Consider the following 21,882-nt stretch of genomic DNA (forward strand, 5'->3'; position numbering starts at 1 on the left):
AGTTTGCTGTGACACTCCACAGGCGTAAATTCCGATGTAGCCCACCGTACATATATACAATCTATTTACGTTAGTATTGTATATTTTTTTGCTTGTAAAAGGTTGATAGATGCATTTAAATCTCTATCCATTACATTTCCACAATCACATGTATATACTCGGTCAGACAGCTTTAAATCCGACTTTTTTGACCGCAACATGAACATATTTTAGAAGATGGATAGAATCTGTCCACTTGCCGTAGTTCAATTCCATATTCCCTACATTTCGTTGATAACCATGTTTTAAAAGCATAAAAACATTGTTGCGCTACAGCTTTAGATAGATGTTTGTTCTTCATCATACCTTTCACATTCAAATCTTCTACTGTAATAAACATTGGCTTGGTTTTCACCACATCATTTACAATAGACTTTACATACGCTAATCGAATATTTGCTAGCCTAGCATGTAGCTGTTGCACCCTAAGAATATTTTTGTTTATATTCGCTCTTTTATTAGTAACAGGTTGTTCACCTCTCTTTCTTATATTTTCAAATTTGCGTGATAAAGAGCGTTGTTCACGTTTTAACCGTTTTTCTATCTTTTTTACTTGTACTGTTTTATTTATATTTTTGTGAGTTTTTCCATCGCTACGTACAGCGAAGTCTTTAATTCCCAAATCAATTCCTATACCTACTGCATTGAGAATTGAATTTGGTTTTACCTCTTTCACTTCACAGAGTATAGACACATAGTATCTTCCTGCTCTTTGATATACTGTACCACTTTTTACAGTTGTATTTTTTGAAATATATCCATACTCTTTTAACCTTATCCAACCAATTGTAGGGACTTTTACTCTATGTCTTTCTACTGTCCAATCTGTTTTGTTGTTTTTCGGAAAGTAGCACTTCACATCTTGCTTCTTCTTTTTTTTATATCGTGGAAACTTAGATAAACCTTTAAAAAATCGCTTAAAAGCTTTATCTCCATTCATAATCGCTTGTTTTACCGCTTTGCTCGACACTTCTTTAATCCACTGGTCACACTCTTTTGTATGAATGTTGTTTAACCATTTAGAAAAGTCATAGCCACTAAGAAATTTCCCATCCGACTCATATGCCTCTTTATTTTTAGAGATATACAGGTTATATACATATCGACACACCCCAATAGTTTGACGGATTTTACTAACTTGTTCAGTTGTCGGTTTGATTTCTATTAAATATGCTCTTTTCATAAATCTTCATCCTCCGACATTTTCTTTTTGTATTTTCTCAACCCATATATTCTACCGCTAAATACATGAATGATAGATATTAAATCCTGCACAAGTTCTTCTTGAGGAGATAGTTTTTCATTGTTAACAATCATAATTTCCACTCCCATTTTACGAAGAAACTTTTCAAACCACTCATATCCAAAACGTACAAATCTATCTTTGTGTGCAATGATGATAGTCGAAATATTTCTTTCCATACAACTGTCAATCAGGTTATTCCACTGTTTTCTTTTGTAGTTTAATCCGCTACCAATATCTTTGATAACTTCATCTACAATCATCCCTCGTGCATTTGCGAATGTTTTTAAAAACTCAACCTGATTTTCTAAATCATCTTTCTGACCTGGATTTGATACTCTTGTGTAAATAACTACTTTGCCTACTTTATTTTCTTCTTGAATACCCATATATTCCTTATACTGTTCTTCTGTATAGTATCATCTTCCTTTTTGGTTTCGGTAAGCAGTTAAAACACCTTGATTGTCCCACCTTTGCAATGTCTTAACAGAGACATTAAGCATTTCTGAAAATTCTTTTGGTTTATATTGTTTCATAATTACTTTTTATTATATATGCCTACTTTTGTCTATGTTTTTGTTTACTGTTTCTTTCTCCTCCACTAATTCTCTTAACTCTCGTCTTAACAATTTTTTCGAAGCGTTACGTGGTAATTCCTCTAAGAAACATGCTTTCTTCGGCACTTTATATTTCGCTAATTTCTCCTCGCAAAAGTGAAGAATTTCTTCTTCTGTTACCGCCCCGCTTTTCACAACAAAAGCAGCGGGTACTTGTCCCCATTTATCATCAGTCATACCTACAACACCAGCTTCCGCTACCGCTGGATGGGACAGCAACACTTCTTCAATTTGAGCCGGATATATATTCTCTCCGCCAGAAATAATTAAATCACTGCGGCGATCTAATACGTATAAAAATCCTTCTTCATCTAAATAACCGAGGTCGCCAGTATGAAGCCATCCGTTTTGAATAGTCTCACGCGTCGCATCTTCACGGTTAAAGTAACCACCTGTTACGTTCGGTCCTTTTACTACAATTTCACCTTCCGCATGTGGCGGCACTACTACGCCATCTTTTTCAATACGAAGTTGGCACTGAAATAGTGGCTTTCCAGCTGATCCTACTTTCGTTAACATGTAATCTGCGGACAACGTACAAATTTGCGAAGACGTTTCTGTCATACCGTACGTTTGATACACAGGAATTCCTTTATCTACACACGTTTCGAGTAACGGTTTTGGCGCTGGTCCTCCGCCAAGTAACATACATCGTAAAGAAGATGGATATGTTTCTTCTCCAAGTCTCTCTAATAAATCAGTTAACATTTTTGATACGACTGAAATAATCGTTACGCCTCTCGTTTGAAGTGCTGTATGAATAAAATCAGCATCATATTTCGGAACGAGTAAAATGCGCATGCCGTACATAATATTTTTCATTAGAAGAGATAACCCGCCAACATGGAACATCGGCATACACGCTAACCAGCAATCATCATCACGAAGTCCTAAATTAAGCGAAGAGCCAACCGCGCTGGCCCAGTGATTTCCATATGTTAAAATAACGCCTTTCGGTTTCCCTGTCGTCCCTGACGTATAAATAATCGTCATCGCTTCTTCTAAAGAGAATTCTTCTTGTATAGAGGCTTCCTCTTTTGGTCCATTCATCACTTCGGCGAATGAATAGACAGGAACATCTTTAGCCTCAAAATCTTGATCCGTCACTAAACAAATAACTTCAGCATCATCCATTTGCCAAAGTAGCTCTTCTCTTGAAAGACGCGTATTTAAAAGTACAGCTACTGCCCCTACGTACGATAGGGCGTGAATAACTGTAATCATCTCCATACCATTTTTCATCAGAACAGCCACCTTTTGCCCTCGCTTCACTCCAACATGCGTGAGACGTTCACAAACAGATACTACTGTTTCATGCAGCTGCATAAAAGTAACTTTCTCTTCCTCTATTTCAATTGCAGTACGATCTGGTGTTAAAAATGCACGTTGCTTTAACCAATTTGGCATCGTCTCCATCATACATTCTCCTTTCATGAAAGAAAGAGACTTGATGTGACATCAAGTCTCTTAGTTGTTTTGTTTCCGGTTTGTCACATCCAGCTACAGCGGCTAGAACAGTCGGTCGTTTCACTTCTTCCTACGAGGCAAAAAACGCCTCTACGTCAGAAGCTCCATCCCCCTCACATTCTGAACGAGCTGCTTCCGCTTTTGATTTTATCCAGCTGCGCCTCCTAGCCCCTTCCGTCTAAGAACCTTCCGCACAAGAAAGTAAAAAACACTTTCTGTGCGAAAGAACCTTAGCCAACGGGGCTAAACAGTCGGCTCCGCTTTCATCACGGGAAACGAGGGAATTGACCGAAGTCCGGACTGCGTTTTTCTTTGAATGCGTCGCGACCTTCTTTTGCTTCGTCAGTTGTGTAGTACAATAACGTTGCATCTCCAGCTAGTTGTTGAATACCAGCTAGACCGTCTGTGTCTGCGTTGAATGCAGCTTTTAGGAAACGAAGTGCCATTGGGCTGTTTGCTAAGATTTCTTGTGCCCATTGTACTGTTTCTGCTTCAAGTTGTTCTAATGGTACTACTGTATTTACTAAGCCCATATCAAGCGCTTCCCCAGCACTGTATTGACGGCATAGGTACCAAATTTCGCGAGCTTTCTTGTGGCCTACCATACGAGCTAAGTAACCAGCTCCGTATCCACCGTCAAAGCTTCCTACTTTAGGACCTGTTTGTCCGAATACAGCATTTTCTGCAGCGATTGTTAAGTCACATACGATATGAAGTACGTGTCCTCCACCGATTGCATAACCTGCTACCATTGCGATAACTGGTTTAGGAATTGCGCGAATTAGACGTTGTAAGTCTAATACGTTTAGACGTGGGATTTGGTCGTCACCTACATATCCACCATGACCACGAACTTTTTGGTCGCCGCCAGAACAGAATGCACGTCCACCTTCACCTGTTAAAATGATAACGCCAACATTTGCATCATCACGAGCTTGTGCAAAAGCGTCGATTAACTCCATTACCGTTTTTGGACGGAATGCGTTATGTACTTCAGGACGGTTAATCGAAATTTTTGCGATACCATTGTATGTTGAATAAATAATATCTTCGTAATTGCCTTCTTTTACCCATTCAATAGCCATTACAACTACCTCCTTGTATATTTCTGATCTCCTCTATAAGTGTAACTTCATTCTTAACTGAAAAAAGCATCACTGCATAGTTTTTAGAAATCCCTTTACTATTGTATCAAACTTTTCCGGTTGTTCCACATGAATTGCATGGCCAGCACCATCAATTTTGACAATTTTCGCATCAGAGACGCATTTTTCGATGTTTTTTAATATGCGAAAGAACTTTTCATCATGCTCTCCGTTCATTAAAAGAACAGGTATTTTTAAGTTTTTTAGCTCATCCCACCATGAAGGCTGAGCCCCAGTTCCCATGCCGCGCAAGCTATTTGCGAGCCCTTTTGGGTTGTTAGCAAGTCGTTCTTTTCGCACCGCTTCTTGTACGTTTTTTGCTAAACGTTTTTGCGTTTCAAACAGCGGAATATTTTCCCACATCGATACAAAACTTTCTATGCCTTCTCGCTCAATTTTATCGGCAAGTCGCTCATCTTTTTCACAGCGTTCTTTTCGCTCATCTTCACTTTTGAGTCCAGCTGTACAATTTTCTAATAAAAGAGAACGTACATATTCTGGATATAGACATGCCATCGTAATCGCCAGTCTACCGCCCATTGAATAGCCAAGCATATGTGCTTTTTCAATATGAAGGTAATCTAATAGTTCTTTCATTTGCAATGCCACATTTCGAATATCATAATGCGCAACATCTTCAGGACTCTCGGTCTTTCCGTGTCCAACAAGATCCACTACAATAACTTGAAACTGCCCACTCCATGAAGAGATAAAAGAACGCCACGTTTCCATGCTTCCCGTAAAACCATGAAGAAGTAGAAGTGGTTCCCCGCTTCCGACTACTTCATATTCATACGATACACCTTGCAGCGTTACTTTCATTTTGATTCACCTTGCAATGATGTAGTAATTACGTCCTGTGTTTTTGCCCATAACGTACGGTGCAACGTTAAGTTTTCATCACGGTTCGTACAAATTTCTACAACGTGTAAACCTTCTGTCGTTGCTCCCTTTTGTACTTCCTCCCGGAATTGCTCCCAACCATTTACACGGCTAAATGAACCACCGTACATTTTAACAACATGCTCATAGTCAAGCCCAATCGGCGTTCCAAATAACGATTCGAAGTGTTCCTTTTTCTCATATTGTGGTAAGAATGAGAAAATACCCCCACCATCATTATTTACAACGACAATCGTTATATTTAATTCATGTAATTTTGCAGCTAATAGTCCATTTAAATCGTGATAGAATGATAAGTCACCGATGACTAATACGAGCGGATCGCAAATCATGCTCGCTCCTAAAGCTGTCGAAATGATGCCATCAATCCCATTTACACCGCGGTTTGCCATCACTTGAATATTTTTATCTGATGTGAAGAAGAATGAATCTGTATCACGAATTGGCATACTATTACTCGCAAATAACGTTGCTCCTTCTGGTAATACGCGTACAATATCTGTAATGACTTTTCCTTCAAATGCAGTTTCATATGTTTCCATTTCACGAAGCGTTTCCTTCGTTTTTTCGTTTATATGTTGCCACATTTGGGACCAATCATTCTTTTTCATAACTGGCATTTTTTCTATTAATGTACTGCAAAATGCAATATCACTTGCCTGTACAACTTCTGTCGCAACAAGAGCTGGATCTCTCCATTGTCCAGATTCGTCAACAACGATATGAACAGCTTTCGTTTGTTTTTTAATGAACTGCGTTAATGCTTTCGAAACAGGCATACCACCAAAACGAATTAAAACGTCCGGCTTCCACGTCTCTTTTAACAATTCATTTCGTAAAAATGTATCATAACAGTCGATTACCATCGTTTTATCGTGGTGTCCGCTACGAATATTAGAAAGTGGGTCTGCTAATATTGGGTATCCCGTTTTTTCAGCTAGTTGCGTTGCAAATGCTGCGATTTCTGAATGACTATCATCTCCACAAATAATAAGCCCCTTTTCCATATGTGAAAGGCGCCCTACAAGAGAATCTACATATTCACTCGGCATCATCACGTTCCCTTGCTGAACTACTCCTGTATATTCCCCGCGTCCTTTATCCCATAAACTTTCTAATGAAAAGTCCGGGATAAGCGGTTCGCGAACTGGAAAATTAAGATGAACAGGTCCTTGCGGCGCTAGAAGTGCGCTTGCTATCGTGCGCTGCGTCGTCATGCGAGCGTAATGGTACATCGCTTCACTCGCTTCTGGAAGTGCCATCTCTGTAAATTGCTTCACAAACGTACCGTATAAATTAATTTGATTCATCGCTTGTGGTGCACCGACATCTCTTAATTCATGCGGTCTATCTGCTGTTAAGACGATAAGCGGGACCCTTGAATGAAAAGCTTCACATACAGCTGGATAGTAGTTCGCTGCTGCCGTTCCTGACGTACATAATAATGCAACCGGACGTTTTTTTGCTTTCGCAATACCAAGCGCAAAAAATCCTGCAGATCTTTCATCTACATGTAAATATGTGTTCATTCCTTCGTGTTGTTCCATTAGCAGAGCAATCGGTGTTGACCGTGAGCCTGGACTAATGACAACATCACATACATTTAGACGCGTCAGTTCATCCACGAACGCGCCTAAATAATATGATAATGCTTCTATATGATTGTTCATTTCATTAATTCCTCCAAAGCACCAAGCATCGGTCTAAACTTCAAACTTGTTTCTTCATATTCAAGTTGTGGTACTGAATCAATTACAATCCCGCAACCGGCAAATAAGGATGCTTTCTTGCCATTTAATAACCCGCAGCGGAGTGCAACCGCAAACTCACCATTTCCTTCATCATCTATCCAGCCAATCGGTGCGCCATATAATCCTCTGTCTAACAATTCAACATCACGAATCAGTTTCATCGCTTCCAAACGAGGTGTCCCGCCAAGAGCTGGTGTTGGATGTAATTCTTCTACCATTGTTAAAAGACTCGCATCGCCCTTTGCCTCTACAGGCGTATATAAATGAATTAAGTTTTTCGTTGTTAATAAGTCCGGACTTTCCGGAATATTAACAGATTCGCAGTGCTCATTTAATACTCCTCGAATCATGTTTACAACATAACCGTGTTCAGCTAAATTCTTTTCATCATGAAGAAGCGCATTACTATTTCGCTTACTTTCTTCTATAGATTGACCATGACCAGTTGAACCAGCAAGACACATCGAAGTAAACTTCTCATCTTCTTTGCGAATTAACCTCTCTGGCGTCGCTCCTAAGAAGCATGCTCCTTTATAATCAAAAGAAAATACGTAACAATCCGGTTGCCCAATGCGAAGTGCTTCTAAAACAAGAGCAGAATCAATATGATGATCCATTTCTACTTTTAGCTCCCTCGCTAATACAACCTTCTGCACGTTACCCTGCTTCATCTCATCTTGCACTTTCTCAATGGCTTTCATCCAGCCTTTCGGATCCACTTCCACTTTAGAAGTAACTGTTAATTTCAATCCTTCTAATGCACATTTACTCTCCCCCAAAATTTTCTCTTCTAAAGAAACAATTTCGTTATAAAGAGTTTCTGCACAATCTGTTGCTGAAACGAATGTATTCATTGTTAACCATGCTTTTTCATTTTTTACAGTTAATAAAAATGCTGGTAGTGAAAATGTCGTATCATCGAATTCTTTCCATAAGTCCGTTTTCTCTTTTTCTTGGTCAAATGAAAATCCACCAAATAAAAGAGGACCTGTTCCAAATTCATATTTTTCTCTTTGTACAAATGCTTTCTCTTTTACTTTATCCCACTCGTCACGAGCCGCTTGAAAGCGTTTGTGAGAAGAATTTGCTATAGTGAAAACAGAGCCAATTCCAGCAAATATTACATGCTGAGCTGGATCTGCAAAATAACATCTATTTTCCAATGCAATCCTTTTTCCTGCTGCATAAAACAGAAGCGGATCCATCCAGTCTATTTGTTTTACAAAACTAACCAATATTTTTTCATCAGTTGCATGCTTAATAGCTGCACTAAGAACTTCTTGCAAGCCTTTTTGTTTCGTTTGAATCACAATTGTCTCCCCCCTATGGGCGAAAAATAGTCATAATTACGCTTGATTTTAAGATACACCTCAAACGAAAGGCCTGTCAACGTTTAGCATTTCTGAGAAATTCACCTTCTCTTCCTAGAAAATAAACGTTGACACTAAATGATGCTTTTTCTACACTTAGTTGTGTACAATATGTGACCAAAGGAGGATTCAACATGGAAATGAACGTCGAAACGAATTCCTCTCCTACGGCGCCAAAACCAAGCAAGCAAACAGGCTGGCGCATTTGGTGGAGTTTACTACGTCCCCATACATTAACAGCAGCTTTCGTTCCTGTTTTCATCGGAACAGCCTATGCAATGCAGGTCGGAGGTATAAATCAAATACATCTCCCTCTTTTCCTTATAATGCTTCTTGCTTGTCTTCTCATTCAGGCAGCAACAAACATGTTTAATGAATACTTTGATTATAAAAGAGGACTCGATCACGAAGGTTCAGTTGGTATCGGCGGCGCTATCGTTCGCGATGGCATTCAGCCAAAAACAGTGCTTAACTTAGCATTTGGATTTTTCGGCATCGCAATACTATTAGGTGTTTATATTTGTATGAATTCTAGCTGGTGGCTTGCTGGAATCGGTCTTGTTTGTATGGCCGTTGCTTACCTTTACACGGGTGGCCCACTTCCCATTGCCTATACACCATTTGGAGAGTTAACAGCCGGATTATTTATGGGTGTTATCATTATTGGAATTTCATTCTTTATTCAAACTGGAACTGTAACATCAGAAGTCATTTTACTATCTATTCCAAGCTCCATTTTAATTGGTGCCATTTTACTAGCTAATAATATTCGTGACTTAGATGGCGATAAAGAAAATGGTCGTAAAACGTTAGCAATTCTCGTTGGACGCGAGCGAGCGGTTGGTGTACTTGCTTCTATGTTCATCGTTTCCTACATTTGGACAATTGCTTTAATTATCGTGGGCATCGTATCACCATGGATGCTTATCGTATTTTTAAGTGCACCGAAAGCATTTAAAGCGACGAAAGGATTTATCGGCAAAAGCATTCCAATGGAAATGGTACCTGCGATGATTGCAACAGCAAAAACAAATACGATCTTCGGTCTCCTCATGGGAATCGGATTATTACTTGGATACTTTCTATAAAAGGAGCTGCTTATGCGGCTCCTTTTTCATATCTAAAATTCATCTCATAATTCCTACTCGCAACGCTCATACTATGTAAAGAAACTGAATTGTAGGAAGGTGGACGACTATGTTAACTCCACAACAAGTAGGTCAATTTAAATCCATTTTAGAAAAACAAAAACAAGAACTAGAGCAAACGATACAAACACACGAAAATGAAGATCGTGCATCTGAACGTGAGTCTGTTGGAGAATTATCTAGCTATGATAACCATCCAGCTGATATGGCAACAGAGCTATATGAACGTGAAAAAGACTTCGGGCTTATTGAACTTTGGCATAAACAGCTAGAGGATACGAAACATGCCTTGCAAAAAATAGAAGCGGGTACGTACGGCATTTGCGAAGTGTCTGGCGAAGAAATTCCATTTGAAAGATTAGAAGCAATGCCGACTGCTACAACATGCATCCAGCACGCGACAAATAAGCTAAATATGAATACACGACCAGTCGAAGAAGAAGTGTTATCTCCTTCTTTCCACAAACATGATGAAGATCGTTCTGTTGAATATGATGCAGAAGATGCATGGCAAGATGTTGCTAATTACGGAACATCTGAAACACCATCTGATTTAGAAAGACAAGATTCGAAAAACTATAATGGCATGTACGTAAATAGTGAAGAAAACGTAGGCTACGTAGAGGATTTCGAAAACTTTATCGGTACAGATATGTATGGAAAAAATCCGCAAGTTTTCGCTACGGAAGAGCATGAAGAATATGAACAAATGCTTGATGACTTTGAAGAGCGTACGTTTAAGGGCGAATTGTCTTCAAATGAGTCGAGTTCCAAAGAATAAAAAAAAGCATTCCGAAAATCGGAATGCTTTTTATCGCTAGCTAATTAGTTTTTTGTAACGTTAGCAGCTTGTGGTCCACGGTTACCTTCAACGATTTCGAAAGAAACTTCTTGACCTTCTTCTAAAGTTTTGAATCCGTCACCTTGGATAGCTGAGAAGTGAACGAATACATCGTCTCCACCTTCAACTTCGATGAAACCGAAACCTTTTTCGCTGTTGAACCATTTAACTTTACCTGTTTGCATGTCATGTACCTCCTAAATAAAAATGAAACTATGAATCCACATGAAAAGGTGGATATAAAGGACATGAATGTATAACAAGCTTACAGCCTTTAATTCAACGTGCTTTATTTCCGTACCACATTATGTAGCTCAATAGTGATTTCACTATATCACGCTATATCCAAAACGTCAAATGAGAACACTTTCATTCCACCATTTTTTTATAATTTTAATATAATGTTGAATTTCCATATTCATATTTTAGCCCGGTATTTGCGGACAGCTTGATTGGCGGGAGCTGATAATCAGTTTTGGTTTGTTCCACTTTATTTGAAAATTAACAAAACTAAAGTATTCTAATCCTATTAAATTCTGTACAATATAAGTATCTATTACATACGAGGTGAAAAAAATGAGAGCACATGAAATTGAGTATAAGTTATATGGCGATGATATGCAGTTTGTTGAAATTGAGTTAGATCCAGAAGAAAGCGTGATCGCAGAAGCTGGCGCAATGATGATGATGGAAGATTACATAGAAATGGAAACAATCTTCGGTGATGGTTCTGGCCCATCTGGAGGTTTATTCGGAAAATTAATGGGCGCTGGTAAGCGTCTCGTTACAGGCGAAAGTATGTTTATGACTGTATTTACAAATACAGGTCACGGCAAACGCCACGTCTCATTTGCTGCTCCTTATCCTGGTAAAATTATTCCTGTAGATTTAACAGAATATCAAGGAAAAGTAGTTTGTCAAAAAGATGCCTTTCTTTGTGCCGCAAAAGGTGTTTCTATCGGAATTGAATTTACGAAAAAAATAGGAACTGGTTTCTTCGGTGGTGAAGGTTTCATCATGCAGAAACTTGAAGGTGACGGTCTTGCTTTCATGCACGCAGGTGGAACTGTATATAAACGTGAATTAAAACCTGGTGAGAAACTTCGCATTGATACAGGTTGTCTTGTTGCTATGACAAAAGACATTAACTATGATGTCGAGTTCGTTGGAAAAGTAAAAACAGCTCTATTTGGCGGCGAAGGTTTATTCTTCGCAACGTTAGAAGGACCTGGAACAGTTTGGATTCAGTCCTTAACACTTAGCCGATTAGCAGCACGCCTTACAAGCCCAGCAGCGCAAAGTACTGGCGAAGGTAGTGTATTAGGTGGCCTTGGTCGTTTATTAGATGGGAAAGAGTAAACTGTGCCCTTATGTGGGCATGACCATCAACTAATAAAATAATAAAATTAAAACGCCCTTGCTTGCAGTAATGCAGTGAAAGGGTGTTTTAATTTACGTCTACAAACGAGAAAAAGCAGTTAAAATAAAGTAATAAGGTTTACTTAAGGAAAATAAGGTATATTATATTTGTTGAGTAGATTCTCTTTAGAGACAAGAAAAGTAGGTGAACAAAGTGGGAAAATATCAATTGGATTCCAAAAGTCAGGTAGCTGTGGCAAAGTTCCATGAAAAACAGAAGCCTGCCAAATTTGATAAAAAGCAGCAACTTGAAAAATTGCGTACGGAGTATTTGAAAAAGAAGCAAAAACAAACAGATAAATAATATGTTTTATTTTCCGAATTTTTTCTGTATGTAACGCAAACAAACACAAGAAAATAGGTAAGTTATTCATCATTCAAATATATACAGGCTATTTTTTCAAACCTCTTACTTATGCAACTAACGCATGCGTCAGTTCATTAAGAATAACTAAAAAAGTCGATTCCTTGAGATGAAAAAGAGTAAACAGTGTCCTTATCAGGCACTGTTTTATTTTGACATTATAATTTCCTCCACTGATTTAGGTAAGCGATACAAGCTATTCCCCACCTCCAAAAGAATGAATCAAGTTCCTCACCGCATATATTAAACTATACCTTTTCTTAAGGAGGGCTACCTTAATGCGTACTCCTTTATCCTTTGATAAAGAAACTGCCATACTGTTAGCTTCTTGTTGTGAGTTAACGTATGAACAATATAAACAAAATGGTATTTTCGAAATACCAGATGGTTTTCAATATGTACAAGGTTTTCAAGGAAAGGCCATTCAAACAACAGAATGGTTCGGATTTATATTAGAATCTGAGGATACAATTATCGTTGCCTTCAGAGGCACTCAAACAGATCCAGATTGGATTATTGATTCTCTCGTCAATCAAAAACCTTATCCTTATGCTTTAAATGGCGGAAATGTCCATAACGGTTTTCTCTCTATTTATGAGTCTTGTCGTGATTCTATTATGGATATGCTCGTATCATTGCCAGCACATAAAAAACTGCTAGCTACTGGGCATAGTCTAGGTGGCGCGCTTGCCACATTACACATATTAGATGCACGTATAAATACTGCCTTCGCACAGTATGGACTTTATACATTCGCTTCTCCAAAAGTAGGAGATATCGCTTTTCGAAATTATTATAAACTACAAGTAGCTAGTAGCTTTCGTTTCGTCAACTTATTCGATGTCGTCCCACTTCTCCCTCCCCGAAACATAAATTTTAATGATCATGATTGGGAGTATGCACACGTCCATCACAACATGACATTTACAAAAAACACAAAATCCATTACAAATAATCATTCCATTACAACATACAAAACATGTCTGACTTCTCATTTTTAACCAGTAAACAATTGGAAATAAAATATTCGTATACTATAATAATCTATGAAGTTATTTTTGGATGAGGGGACCTTACATGTTAAAATTTATCTTCGCATTTTTCCTTATTGTAATTTTTACGGTTACAGGTTTCTTTACATTTTCATACTTTGCGACAGGAGAGTATGATGGGGCAGGTATCATATATACCACTGTTCCATTTCTTTCTTAAGCAAAATAAATAAAACGAGCTTAATTTTATTAAGCACGTTTTATTTATTAATATCCATTTCTGTTGGTAAATCGATAATATATCTCCCAATATAGCAACCTCTTTAAAACTGTTTAACTGTATTACCAATACCCCAAATTTCATTACTGTACTGCAAAATCGTTCGATCGCTCGCAAAATGACCAGACTGTGCAATATTTAAAATCGACATTTCTAGCCACTTCGTTCGGTTCTCATAAGCTCTACCGACAACTTCTTGTCTTTCAGCATATGGACCAAAATCTCGCAGAACAAAATATTCATCATTTTGAATAACGAGAGAATCGTAAATTGCTTCAAATTCGGCTCCCGACTGTGCAAAGAAACCATTCGTTAACTGATCTACTACCTTTTTAATGTGCCCATTGTGGTGATAATAATCACTTGCACGATATCCACCATTTTGATAGTAATGAAGAACCTCTTCTGCTGTTAAACCAAAAATAAAACAGTTATCATCACCGACCCGGTCTTTTATTTCAACGTTAGCACCGTCTAGCGTTCCGAGTGTAATCGCACCATTCATCATAAATTTCATATTACCTGTTCCCGATGCTTCTTTACTCGCCGTTGAAATTTGTTCACTTACATCCGCCGCCGGGAATATATCTTCTGCTAAAGAAACTCGATAGTTTTCTAGAAAGATAACTTTCATATATTGACTGACATACGGGTCATTATTTACTTTTCTTGCGAGTTCATTTATTAATTTAATAATTTTTTTCGCGTAATAATAGCCAGGTGATGCTTTCGCTCCAAAAATAAAAGTACGCGGATAAAATGTAAAACTAGCATCCTCTTTCAAACGGTTATACAAATATAAAATATGAAGAACATTTAATAATTGTCGTTTATAAGCATGTAATCTTTTCACTTGCACATCAAAAATAGAATTTGGATCAATGGTAATCCCCATTGTATTATGAATACGCTCCGCTAAAATCTCTTTACGCTCTTGCTTTACCTCTGCAAATTTCTCTTGGAAACTCGCATCATATTGAACTAATTGTAGCTCTTGAAGCTTAATCGGTTCTTTCTTCCACTCTGTTCCAATCGCCTCTGAAATGAGATTTGTTAACTGTGGATTTGCTTTCATAAGCCAGCGCCTATGAGCAATTCCATTCGTCTTATTATTAAACTTATCTGGATAAAATTCATAAAACAATCGCATTTCCCGCTGCTTTAATATTTCCGTATGAATTTTCGCTACACCATTTACGCTATGGCTACCGACAATCGCTAAATGAGCCATTTTCACAAGGTCATGTGCAATAATCGCCATTGCTTCAATACGATCCCACTCATACGGATACTGTTCCCAAAGTTCATGACAGAAACGTTCATTAATCTCTTCAATAATCATATAAATTCTCGGTAATAACGGTTTAAAAATGTGAATTGGCCACTTTTCGAGCGCTTCTGATAACGTCGTATGATTCGTATAAGAAATCGTCTGCGTCGTTATGTGCCAAGCTTCTTCCCATGCTAACTTTTCTTCGTCTAGTAAAATACGCATCAGTTCCGGAATTGCTAAAACCGGATGTGTATCGTTAATGTGGATCGCAATTTTTTCATGTAGTTGACGAAGGTCACCATATCTTTCTCTATGCATTCGAACGATATTTTGCAAACTTGCTGATACGAGGAAATACTGTTGTTTTAAACGAAGTATTTTTCCCTCATCATGCGTATCATCTGGATATAAAAACTCCGATACAGCCTCTGTTTCACGCTTATATTTCAAAATATCTTTGCAGTTTTGCGGGAAAGGAACTGGTTCAGCATTCCAAAGTCTAAGTGTATTTACAGTACTCGTCTCATAGCCAACTACCGGCACATCATATGGCACGGCCATAATGACTTCTGCATTTGTATGCCTAAACTCTAAACGCCCGTCAATTTCTAGCGGTTCAACATTGCCGAAATAACTTACTTCTACAGCTTGATCATGCCTTCTTACTTCCCATACGTTTTCATGAAGAAGCCACTGTTCTGGAAATTCAACTTGATAACCATCAACAATTTTCTGATCAAACAAACCATGTTTATAACGAATTCCACAGCCGTGTCCTGGCAAGTTTAAAGATGCAAGTGAATCGAGAAAACAGGCTGCTAAGCGTCCAAGCCCACCATTACCAAGGCCTGCATCTGCTTCCACTTCTTCTAACTCTTGTAACGAAATCCCTAGTTCAGATAACCCCTGCTCGCATACATCTCGAATACCTAAATTCAAGATATTACTTCCAAGCAAACGTCCAAGCAAAAACTCAATAGACAAGTAATACATTTGCTTTTGCTCTCCGGATCGATAACTCTCGTTCGTTGCAATCCATTGACTATTCATATATTCACGCACCATGTACCCAAGCGTATTGTATTGATCACGTGTTGTAGAGTCTTTGAAACTTTTACCATACATCGTCTCTAACTTTTCTAGAAAAGCTGATTTGAAACTTTCAACATGAGTAAACATTTCTTCACCACCTACATGTTATTCCATGAGACTTTTATACAATTTCTTATAAGCAAGAGCTGACTTCTCCCAGCTATAATCTTCCGTCATCGCTTGCTTTACAAGCTGCTCCCATACCGGTTTATCGTGATAAAATTCAATTGCACGAAGAACTGTGTGCAACATGTCATGTGCATTAAAGTTCGTGAAACTGAAACCATTTCCTTCTCCAGTTTCTTCATCATAAGATTGTACCGTATCGTTTAATCCGCCTGTTTCTCTTACAATTGGAATCGTACCGTAAGCTAATGCGATAAGTTGTCCAAGTCCACACGGTTCAAACAGTGATGGCATTAAGAATAAATCACTTCCCGCATATACTTGGTGAGCTAATTCTTCATTAAATCCGATGTACACTTTTACCTTCTCAGGATACTCGTATGCCATCCACTCAAAGAATTGCTCATATTCCAAATCACCTGATCCTAAAATAATACATTGTACATCTTCCTCCATTATTTCACGGAATACAGTACGTACTAAATCAAGCCCCTTTTGCTTCGTTAATCTCGTTACCATTGAAATAATTGGTGTATCCTCTTTTTCTGGCAAACCAAAATAACGCTGCAAGGCGCGTTTATTTTCACTCTTTTCATATAATGAATCTGCATCGTACTGAGCAGTAATATACGAATCCGTTTCTGGATTATATACGCTCGTATCAATACCATTTACGATGCCGCTTAGCTTATCATTATATTTTCGCAGTAATCCATCTAACTTCTCACCGAAAAACTCATATTGAATTTCTTCTTTATATGTCGGGCTAACTGCTGTAATTTGATCCGAAGCGATAATACCGCCTTTCATAAAGTTTACGTTTCCATAAAACTCTAGCTGCTCACTATGAAAATATTCATCACCAAGCTCTAACAAGTCGTACATCACTTCAGGAGGAAATACTCCTTGGAACTGCAAGTTGTGAATTGTATATACCGTTTTAATACGCTCATATAACGGGTTATCTTGATACTTTTCACGAAGTAAGAAATTAACCATAGCCGTATGCCAATCGTGGCTATGAAGAACATCCACTTCAAAATCAAGGTGCGGAATACACTCTAACACCGCTTTTGAGAAATAAGAAAAACGCTCTCCGTCATCATAATGACCATACAGAGAATCTCTCTTAAAATAATATTCATTATCTATTAAGTAATACGTAATTCCGTCTTGCTCACCTTTTAAAATTCCACAATATTGATTTCTCCACCCAAGCGGGACGTTAATTACTTTATGTAACGTACATCCATCTCTTAACTTTTGCGGAATGAGGCTATAATTTGGAAGTATAATACGAACGTCCACTCCTAATTTTTTCAGCTCTTTTGGGAGCGCACCCGCTACATCAGCTAATCCTCCCGATTTCACAAACGGTACACATTCTGATACTGCAAATAAAATATTCACTTGTTGTCCCACTGCGCGAAAAGTTTTTATTACTCCTCTTGCAGCTTCCTCCCTTCGAGTTTTCATTTGAATTAAAACTTTAATCAGTGGAGGAAGACCCCCACTGATTCTTTTAAGAATAACTATTAATCGTACTGTTTTGTACGCTTCCTTTTTCTACAACATACGGCCCATCGGCGGTTCCTTTTAATACGACACCGTCACCAATTTTCACGTCTTTATCAATAATAACACCATCTATTATACAGTTATCTCCAATTTGGCTCTTTTGCATAATAATGCTATTACGAATAATTGAACCTTTTCCAATTTTAACTGAACGGGAAACAACACTGTTTTCGACTTCCCCTTCAATAATACTACCGTTTGCAATCATTGTATTTTTCACAACTGCACCCTTTAGATAACGAGTTGGTGGCTCATCTTTTACTTTCGTAAAGATCGGTGCTTCTTTCTTAAATAATTGCTTCCAAATAGCAGGTTGCAAAATTTCTAAGCTATGTTTATAGTAACTTTCAATCGAGTCAATAATTGCTACATATCCAGTATGTTCATATGTAGCAATGTGTAATGATTTCCCGCGCTTTTCTCTCACTACATCAAATAAACTGTATTGTTCCACATCTTTATATGACTCAAATAAGTCTAACAATAATTGTTTCTTTAACACATATGTTTGAAGCGAAACCCCTTCATGGCAAACTTCCGTAATATCAGCTGCCGTATGTATATGTCGCTCTAACACCGCTTGAAAATTTAATGCTGTTACGAGATGGCTATTCGTAATAACAACGTACTCTTCTCTGCTTCTTAGAAAATAATCAATATGTCTTCTAAAGTGTGCAAAAGACCCAAATTCATCTTGGTCACATTGGCAGTTTGGCGGGAATAAAAATAGTCCGTCTCGTTTTCTATCTAAATCCCACTGTTTTCCTGAACCAACATGGTCCATTAACGAACGATTTTTATGGCTTGTAAAAACTGCCACACTATGAATACTAGAATTCACCATATTTGAAAGCATGAAATCAATGAGTCGATAACGGCCCCCAAACGGTAACGCCGCTAGTGAACGATGCCCTGTTACTTTCTTTAAGGAAGGAAAACTTCCCGTTGCATTAATAATTCCTAACATTTTTTCTCCCATTCATTTCATCCCCCTTTTCTATTTCCCTTCAGCAATTAATACTACATCGTCAACATTCTTTTCTGGACGAATGATTGTTCCATCTTCGATAACCATTTCTGATCCAACAATCGCTCTTTCAATCACAACATTTTTACCAATCTTAGCCCCTGGCATAACGACAGAATCAATCACCATACTTCCTTCTTCCACCGTCACTCCTTGGAATAACACAGAATGCTTCACGTCCCCTTCAATGACGCACCCTTCGTTAATAAGCGATTCTTCTACTTTCGCCTTTTCAGCAATATATTGAGGCGGTTCGTTTGGATTGACAGAGTAAATACGCCAATTACGATCGTTTAAATTCAGTGATGTTTCATCGCGAAGCAAATCCATATTCGCTTCCCATAAGCTCTTCACCGTTCCAACATCTTTCCAATATCCTTCAAACGGATACGCCATTAGCTTCTTCCCTTCATCCAATAAAAGCGGAAGTACGTCTTTTCCGAAATCGTTACTAGATTCAGGATTTCTTGCATCCATCTCTAAATACTCTTTCAAAATTGACCAATTAAAAATATAGATTCCCATTGATGCAAGATTACTTCTTGGAAATTGCGGTTTCTCTTCAAACTCAACAATCTCCATTTCTTCATTTGTATTCATAATGCCAAAGCGACTTGCTTCATCCCAAGGTACTTCAATAACAGAAATGGATACGTCCGATTCTTTCTCAATATGGTAATCTAGCATCTTACTGTAATCCATTTTATAAATATGGTCGCCTGATAAAATGAGAACATACTCCGGTTCATACTGACTTAAATAGTTTAAGTTTTGATAAATGGCACTTGCCGTACCTGTATACCACTTAACCCCTGAAGACTCCGCATAAGGAGGTAAGACTGTGACCCCACCGTTTACTCGGTCTAAATCCCACGCATTTCCGATTCCGATATAATTATGAAGTTCGAGTGGTTGATATTGCGTTAAAATCCCAACCGTTTCAATACCAGAATTCGCACAGTTACTTAGCGTAAAATCAATAATGCGATATTTACCACCAAATGGAACAGCTGGCTTGGCTAAATTCTTTGTTAATGCACTTAAACGACTACCTTTTCCCCCTGCTAGTAACATTGCTACGCACTTTTGTTTTTGAGCCATCTTGTTTTTTGCTCCCCTTTCTCGTCTTCACTGGTCGTAATATGGATACGCCAAATGGTGGAATTGTAATCTCTACATGTGCTGCTTGATTATGGTACGGTTCTAGAAACGTCTTAAGACGTTTCTTATTCACTTGTCCCGAACCTCCATATTGCTGTGCATCACTGTTTAAAATCTCGTTATAATACTCGAAATCTGGTACACCTACTTTATAGTTTTCATATGTAGCTTTCGTAAAATTACATACGATAACTAACGCATCTTCTTGTTTATCCCCTTGGCGGATAAACGAGAAAATACTTTGCTCGTTATTATTAGCATCAATCCACTGAAAACCTTCAGGCGAATGATCAAGCTGCCAAAGTGGTTTTGAGCGCTTATACAATGCTATGAGCTCTTTAAAGTAATCATGCATATAACGATGCATTTCAAAATCATGTAAATTCCAATCTAAATCTTCAAGGTCTTTCCACTCATCAAACTGCCCGAATTCTCCTCCCATGAAAAGTAATTTCTTTCCTGGGTGAGTAAAGAAATATCCATATAATAAACGAAGCTGAGCAAACTTATCCCAGTAATCACCTGGCATTTTATTTAATAACGACTTTTTCCCATGAACGACTTCATCATGAGAAAGGGGTAATATGAAGTTTTCAGAGTAAGCATATAGTAAAGAGAACGTCATTTTCTCATGAATATATTTTCTGTACTCTGGCGCACACTCCATATATTTCAGCACGTCATTCATCCAGCCCATATTCCATTTGTAATTGAATCCAAGCCCACCTTCATACGTTGGTGCTGTTACAAGTGGCCAAGCTGTTGAATCCTCTGCCGTCATAAGAAAATCTTCATCCTCTGCAAATACCGCTTCATTTAACTCCCGTAAAAATGACACAGCGTACTCATTACTTTGCTCTTGTCCTTCTTTATTCCAGTACAACATGTTCGCAACTGCATCTACTCTGAAACCATCAATATGGAAATATTTCATCCAAAATAACGCATTTGAAATTAAGAAATTACGTACCTCTCTCTTTCCTAAATCAAAATTGACAGTTCCCCATACTAGATTTTCTTGTACATCTTTATCTTTATATTCATAGGTCGGTGTGCCATCAAACAAATATAAACCGTGAGCATCTTTACAAAAGTGCCCCGGTACCCAATCTAAAATGACACCGATTCCATATTTATGACATTCGTCGACAAAATACATTAAATCATGCGGTGTACCAAATCTACTCGTCGCTGCATAATATCCCGTTCCTTGATATCCCCAAGAACGATCATATGGATGCTCAACAAGCGGCATAATTTCAATATGTGTAAATTGATGTTCCACCACATACGGAATGAGTTCTTCTGCCATTTCCCTGTAAGAATATAGTGTTCCATCTTCTTTCTTTTTCCAAGAACCAAAATGTAATTCATAAACTGTCATCGCTTCTTTATAAATCGGTTTTTTCTTTTTCTTACGATTCCAGTTTTTATCCTTCCATTCATATCCTTTTATATCAAAAACTACAGATGCCGTATTCGGTCTTACTTCTGCATATATAGCATACGGATCTGCCTTTAAAATGACGTCACCAGCCAACGTTTCAATCGCATATTTATATATTTCTCCTTCTTCAATATGCGGTATAAATAAGGACCAAATGCCTTCTTCTGTCACTTGTAGCATCTTATGTTGCTCATAATCCCACTCATTAAAATCTCCAACAACACTCATTGCTTTCGCATGAGGAGCCCACACTGTAAATCGTACCCCTTGAATCTCATCTTCCGTCACAACATGTGCGCCAAAGATGTTATAACTTTCATAGTACTTTTCTGTATGAAACTCATCTCGTTTCACTTCTTCACAATTTATTACACTCAATATGCTCACCTCACTTAGATGACAGAATTTTTTATACTTTAACTATTTCTGCGAAAAACTGCAATATCCTTGTTAATTTATAAAAAACATTCGTTTTTTTCTTAAAAATGTTAGTTTTTCTTCACATTTCCGTGTAAAATATCGAATTTTGACGAATATTCATTGAAAACGCTTTATTACCCTTGTATATTTTTTCTTATTATTTTTTCTCAATCTTTATT

At 37.9% G+C, this 21,882-nt stretch carries 17 protein-coding genes and 2 pseudogenes; 6 read left to right on the plus strand and 13 right to left on the minus strand.

Annotated features, from left to right (window positions below; all coding sequences use genetic code 11):
- Positions 1–65 precede the first annotated feature (65 nt).
- The 7 genes and pseudogenes from NST27_RS23775 to NST27_RS23805 all read right to left on the minus strand — a co-directional run bounded on the left by NST27_RS23775 (position 66) and on the right by NST27_RS23805 (position 8,475).
- Positions 66–1,222, minus strand: a pseudogene (locus NST27_RS23775) (RNA-guided endonuclease InsQ/TnpB family protein).
- Positions 1,219–1,818: pseudogene (locus NST27_RS23780) on the minus strand (IS607 family transposase). The pseudogenes NST27_RS23775 and NST27_RS23780 overlap by 4 nt, the downstream one beginning before the upstream one ends.
- A 12-nt stretch (positions 1,819–1,830) precedes the next feature.
- Entirely contained in the window at positions 1,831–3,315 is a 1,485-nt protein-coding gene (locus NST27_RS23785; protein ID WP_000449556.1) for an o-succinylbenzoate--CoA ligase, read from the minus strand.
- 317 nt (positions 3,316–3,632) lie between these two features.
- Positions 3,633–4,451 (minus strand): 1,4-dihydroxy-2-naphthoyl-CoA synthase, encoded by an 819-nt coding sequence (menB, locus tag NST27_RS23790; RefSeq protein ID WP_000963886.1) that lies wholly within the window; start codon positions 4,449–4,451, stop codon positions 3,633–3,635.
- A 69-nt stretch (positions 4,452–4,520) separates the two neighbouring features.
- Positions 4,521–5,333 (minus strand): 2-succinyl-6-hydroxy-2,4-cyclohexadiene-1-carboxylate synthase, encoded by an 813-nt coding sequence (menH, locus tag NST27_RS23795; RefSeq protein ID WP_000869218.1) that lies wholly within the window; start codon positions 5,331–5,333, stop codon positions 4,521–4,523.
- Positions 5,330–7,084: a 2-succinyl-5-enolpyruvyl-6-hydroxy-3-cyclohexene-1-carboxylic-acid synthase gene (gene menD, locus NST27_RS23800; protein ID WP_047387044.1), complete on the minus strand. Its 1,755-nt coding sequence runs from the start codon at positions 7,082–7,084 to the stop codon at positions 5,330–5,332. The genes menH and menD overlap by 4 nt, the downstream gene beginning before the upstream one ends.
- Entirely contained in the window at positions 7,081–8,475 is a 1,395-nt protein-coding gene (locus tag NST27_RS23805; protein ID WP_000616752.1) for an isochorismate synthase, read from the minus strand. Before NST27_RS23805 ends, menD begins: the two co-directional genes overlap by 4 nt.
- Before the next feature lie 194 nt (positions 8,476–8,669).
- Between NST27_RS23805 and NST27_RS23810 the strand changes: the two genes are divergently transcribed.
- Together NST27_RS23810 and NST27_RS23815 are read left to right on the plus strand one after the other, a co-directional pair.
- Positions 8,670–9,623: a 1,4-dihydroxy-2-naphthoate polyprenyltransferase gene (locus NST27_RS23810; protein WP_000425750.1), complete on the plus strand. Its 954-nt coding sequence runs from the start codon at positions 8,670–8,672 to the stop codon at positions 9,621–9,623.
- 109 nt (positions 9,624–9,732) lie between these two features.
- A complete protein-coding gene (locus NST27_RS23815) occupies positions 9,733–10,464 on the plus strand; it encodes a yteA family sporulation protein (protein ID WP_000957391.1) in 732 nt (243 codons plus the stop codon).
- Between the two features lie 44 nt (positions 10,465–10,508).
- On the opposite strand, the gene cspD is transcribed toward NST27_RS23815, so the two are convergent.
- Positions 10,509–10,709, minus strand: coding sequence for a cold-shock protein CspD (cspD, locus tag NST27_RS23820; RefSeq protein ID WP_001193054.1), 201 nt, complete (start codon positions 10,707–10,709; stop codon positions 10,509–10,511).
- Between the two features lie 391 nt (positions 10,710–11,100).
- Between cspD and NST27_RS23825 the strand changes: the two genes are divergently transcribed.
- The 4 genes from NST27_RS23825 to NST27_RS23840 all read left to right on the plus strand — a co-directional run bounded on the left by NST27_RS23825 (position 11,101) and on the right by NST27_RS23840 (position 13,519).
- Positions 11,101–11,883 carry a TIGR00266 family protein gene (locus NST27_RS23825; protein ID WP_001201257.1) on the plus strand — a complete coding sequence of 261 codons (783 nt, stop codon included), beginning with the start codon at positions 11,101–11,103 and terminating at the stop codon, positions 11,881–11,883.
- A gap of 214 nt (positions 11,884–12,097) precedes the next feature.
- A complete protein-coding gene (locus NST27_RS23830; RefSeq protein WP_000521639.1) occupies positions 12,098–12,247 on the plus strand; it encodes a hypothetical protein in 150 nt (49 codons plus the stop codon).
- Positions 12,248–12,585: 338 nt separating this feature from the next.
- Positions 12,586–13,308, plus strand: a complete 723-nt coding sequence (locus NST27_RS23835) for a lipase family protein (RefSeq protein ID WP_001260134.1) — start codon at positions 12,586–12,588, stop codon at positions 13,306–13,308.
- A 76-nt stretch (positions 13,309–13,384) separates the two neighbouring features.
- Positions 13,385–13,519 (plus strand): hypothetical protein, encoded by a 135-nt coding sequence (locus NST27_RS23840; RefSeq protein WP_000911065.1) that lies wholly within the window; start codon positions 13,385–13,387, stop codon positions 13,517–13,519.
- 103 nt (positions 13,520–13,622) lie between these two features.
- Here NST27_RS23840 and glgP read toward each other — a convergent pair whose 3' ends face one another.
- The 5 genes from glgP to glgB form a co-directional block, all read right to left on the minus strand.
- Complete coding sequence (gene glgP / locus NST27_RS23845) at positions 13,623–16,031, minus strand: glycogen phosphorylase (protein WP_000494067.1); 2,409 nt, start codon at positions 16,029–16,031, stop codon at positions 13,623–13,625.
- An 18-nt stretch (positions 16,032–16,049) separates the two neighbouring features.
- Positions 16,050–17,480 carry a glycogen synthase GlgA gene (gene glgA / locus NST27_RS23850; protein WP_001986666.1) on the minus strand — a complete coding sequence of 477 codons (1,431 nt, stop codon included), beginning with the start codon at positions 17,478–17,480 and terminating at the stop codon, positions 16,050–16,052.
- 112 nt (positions 17,481–17,592) lie between these two features.
- A complete protein-coding gene (gene glgD, locus NST27_RS23855; protein WP_047387047.1) occupies positions 17,593–18,627 on the minus strand; it encodes a glucose-1-phosphate adenylyltransferase subunit GlgD in 1,035 nt (344 codons plus the stop codon).
- Between the two features lie 18 nt (positions 18,628–18,645).
- The gene (gene glgC / locus NST27_RS23860) at positions 18,646–19,776 is read right to left on the minus strand and encodes a glucose-1-phosphate adenylyltransferase (protein WP_000057604.1); all 1,131 of its coding nucleotides are present in this window, start codon (positions 19,774–19,776) and stop codon (positions 18,646–18,648) included.
- Positions 19,724–21,661: a 1,4-alpha-glucan branching protein GlgB gene (gene glgB / locus NST27_RS23865; protein ID WP_047387049.1), complete on the minus strand. Its 1,938-nt coding sequence runs from the start codon at positions 21,659–21,661 to the stop codon at positions 19,724–19,726. The genes glgC and glgB overlap by 53 nt, the downstream gene beginning before the upstream one ends.
- Between the last annotated feature and the right edge of the window lie 221 nt (positions 21,662–21,882).

Source organism: Bacillus sp. FSL W8-0770 (assembly GCF_038008705.1).
Taxonomy (GTDB): Bacteria; Bacillota; Bacilli; order Bacillales; family Bacillaceae_G; genus Bacillus_A; species Bacillus_A cereus.

What these genes read in the sequence shown, in the direction of transcription:
- NST27_RS23785 (WP_000449556.1), bottom strand. Translation starts at nt 3,315, where the DNA reads ATGGAGACGATGCCAAATTGGTTAAAGCAACGTGCATTTTTAACACCA.
- menB (WP_000963886.1), bottom strand. Translation starts at nt 4,451, where the DNA reads ATGGCTATTGAATGGGTAAAAGAAGGCAATTACGAAGATATTATTTAT.
- menH (WP_000869218.1), bottom strand. Translation starts at nt 5,333, where the DNA reads ATGAAAGTAACGCTGCAAGGTGTATCGTATGAATATGAAGTAGTCGGA.
- menD (WP_047387044.1), bottom strand. Translation starts at nt 7,084, where the DNA reads ATGAACAATCATATAGAAGCATTATCATATTATTTAGGCGCGTTCGTG.
- NST27_RS23810 (WP_000425750.1), top strand. Translation starts at nt 8,670, where the DNA reads ATGGAAATGAACGTCGAAACGAATTCCTCTCCTACGGCGCCAAAACCA.
- NST27_RS23815 (WP_000957391.1), top strand. Translation starts at nt 9,733, where the DNA reads ATGTTAACTCCACAACAAGTAGGTCAATTTAAATCCATTTTAGAAAAA.
- cspD (WP_001193054.1), bottom strand. Translation starts at nt 10,709, where the DNA reads ATGCAAACAGGTAAAGTTAAATGGTTCAACAGCGAAAAAGGTTTCGGT.
- NST27_RS23825 (WP_001201257.1), top strand. Translation starts at nt 11,101, where the DNA reads ATGAGAGCACATGAAATTGAGTATAAGTTATATGGCGATGATATGCAG.
- NST27_RS23835 (WP_001260134.1), top strand. Translation starts at nt 12,586, where the DNA reads ATGCGTACTCCTTTATCCTTTGATAAAGAAACTGCCATACTGTTAGCT.
- NST27_RS23840 (WP_000911065.1), top strand. Translation starts at nt 13,385, where the DNA reads ATGTTAAAATTTATCTTCGCATTTTTCCTTATTGTAATTTTTACGGTT.
- glgP (WP_000494067.1), bottom strand. Translation starts at nt 16,031, where the DNA reads ATGTTTACTCATGTTGAAAGTTTCAAATCAGCTTTTCTAGAAAAGTTA.
- glgD (WP_047387047.1), bottom strand. Translation starts at nt 18,627, where the DNA reads ATGGGAGAAAAAATGTTAGGAATTATTAATGCAACGGGAAGTTTTCCT.
- glgC (WP_000057604.1), bottom strand. Translation starts at nt 19,776, where the DNA reads ATGGCTCAAAAACAAAAGTGCGTAGCAATGTTACTAGCAGGGGGAAAA.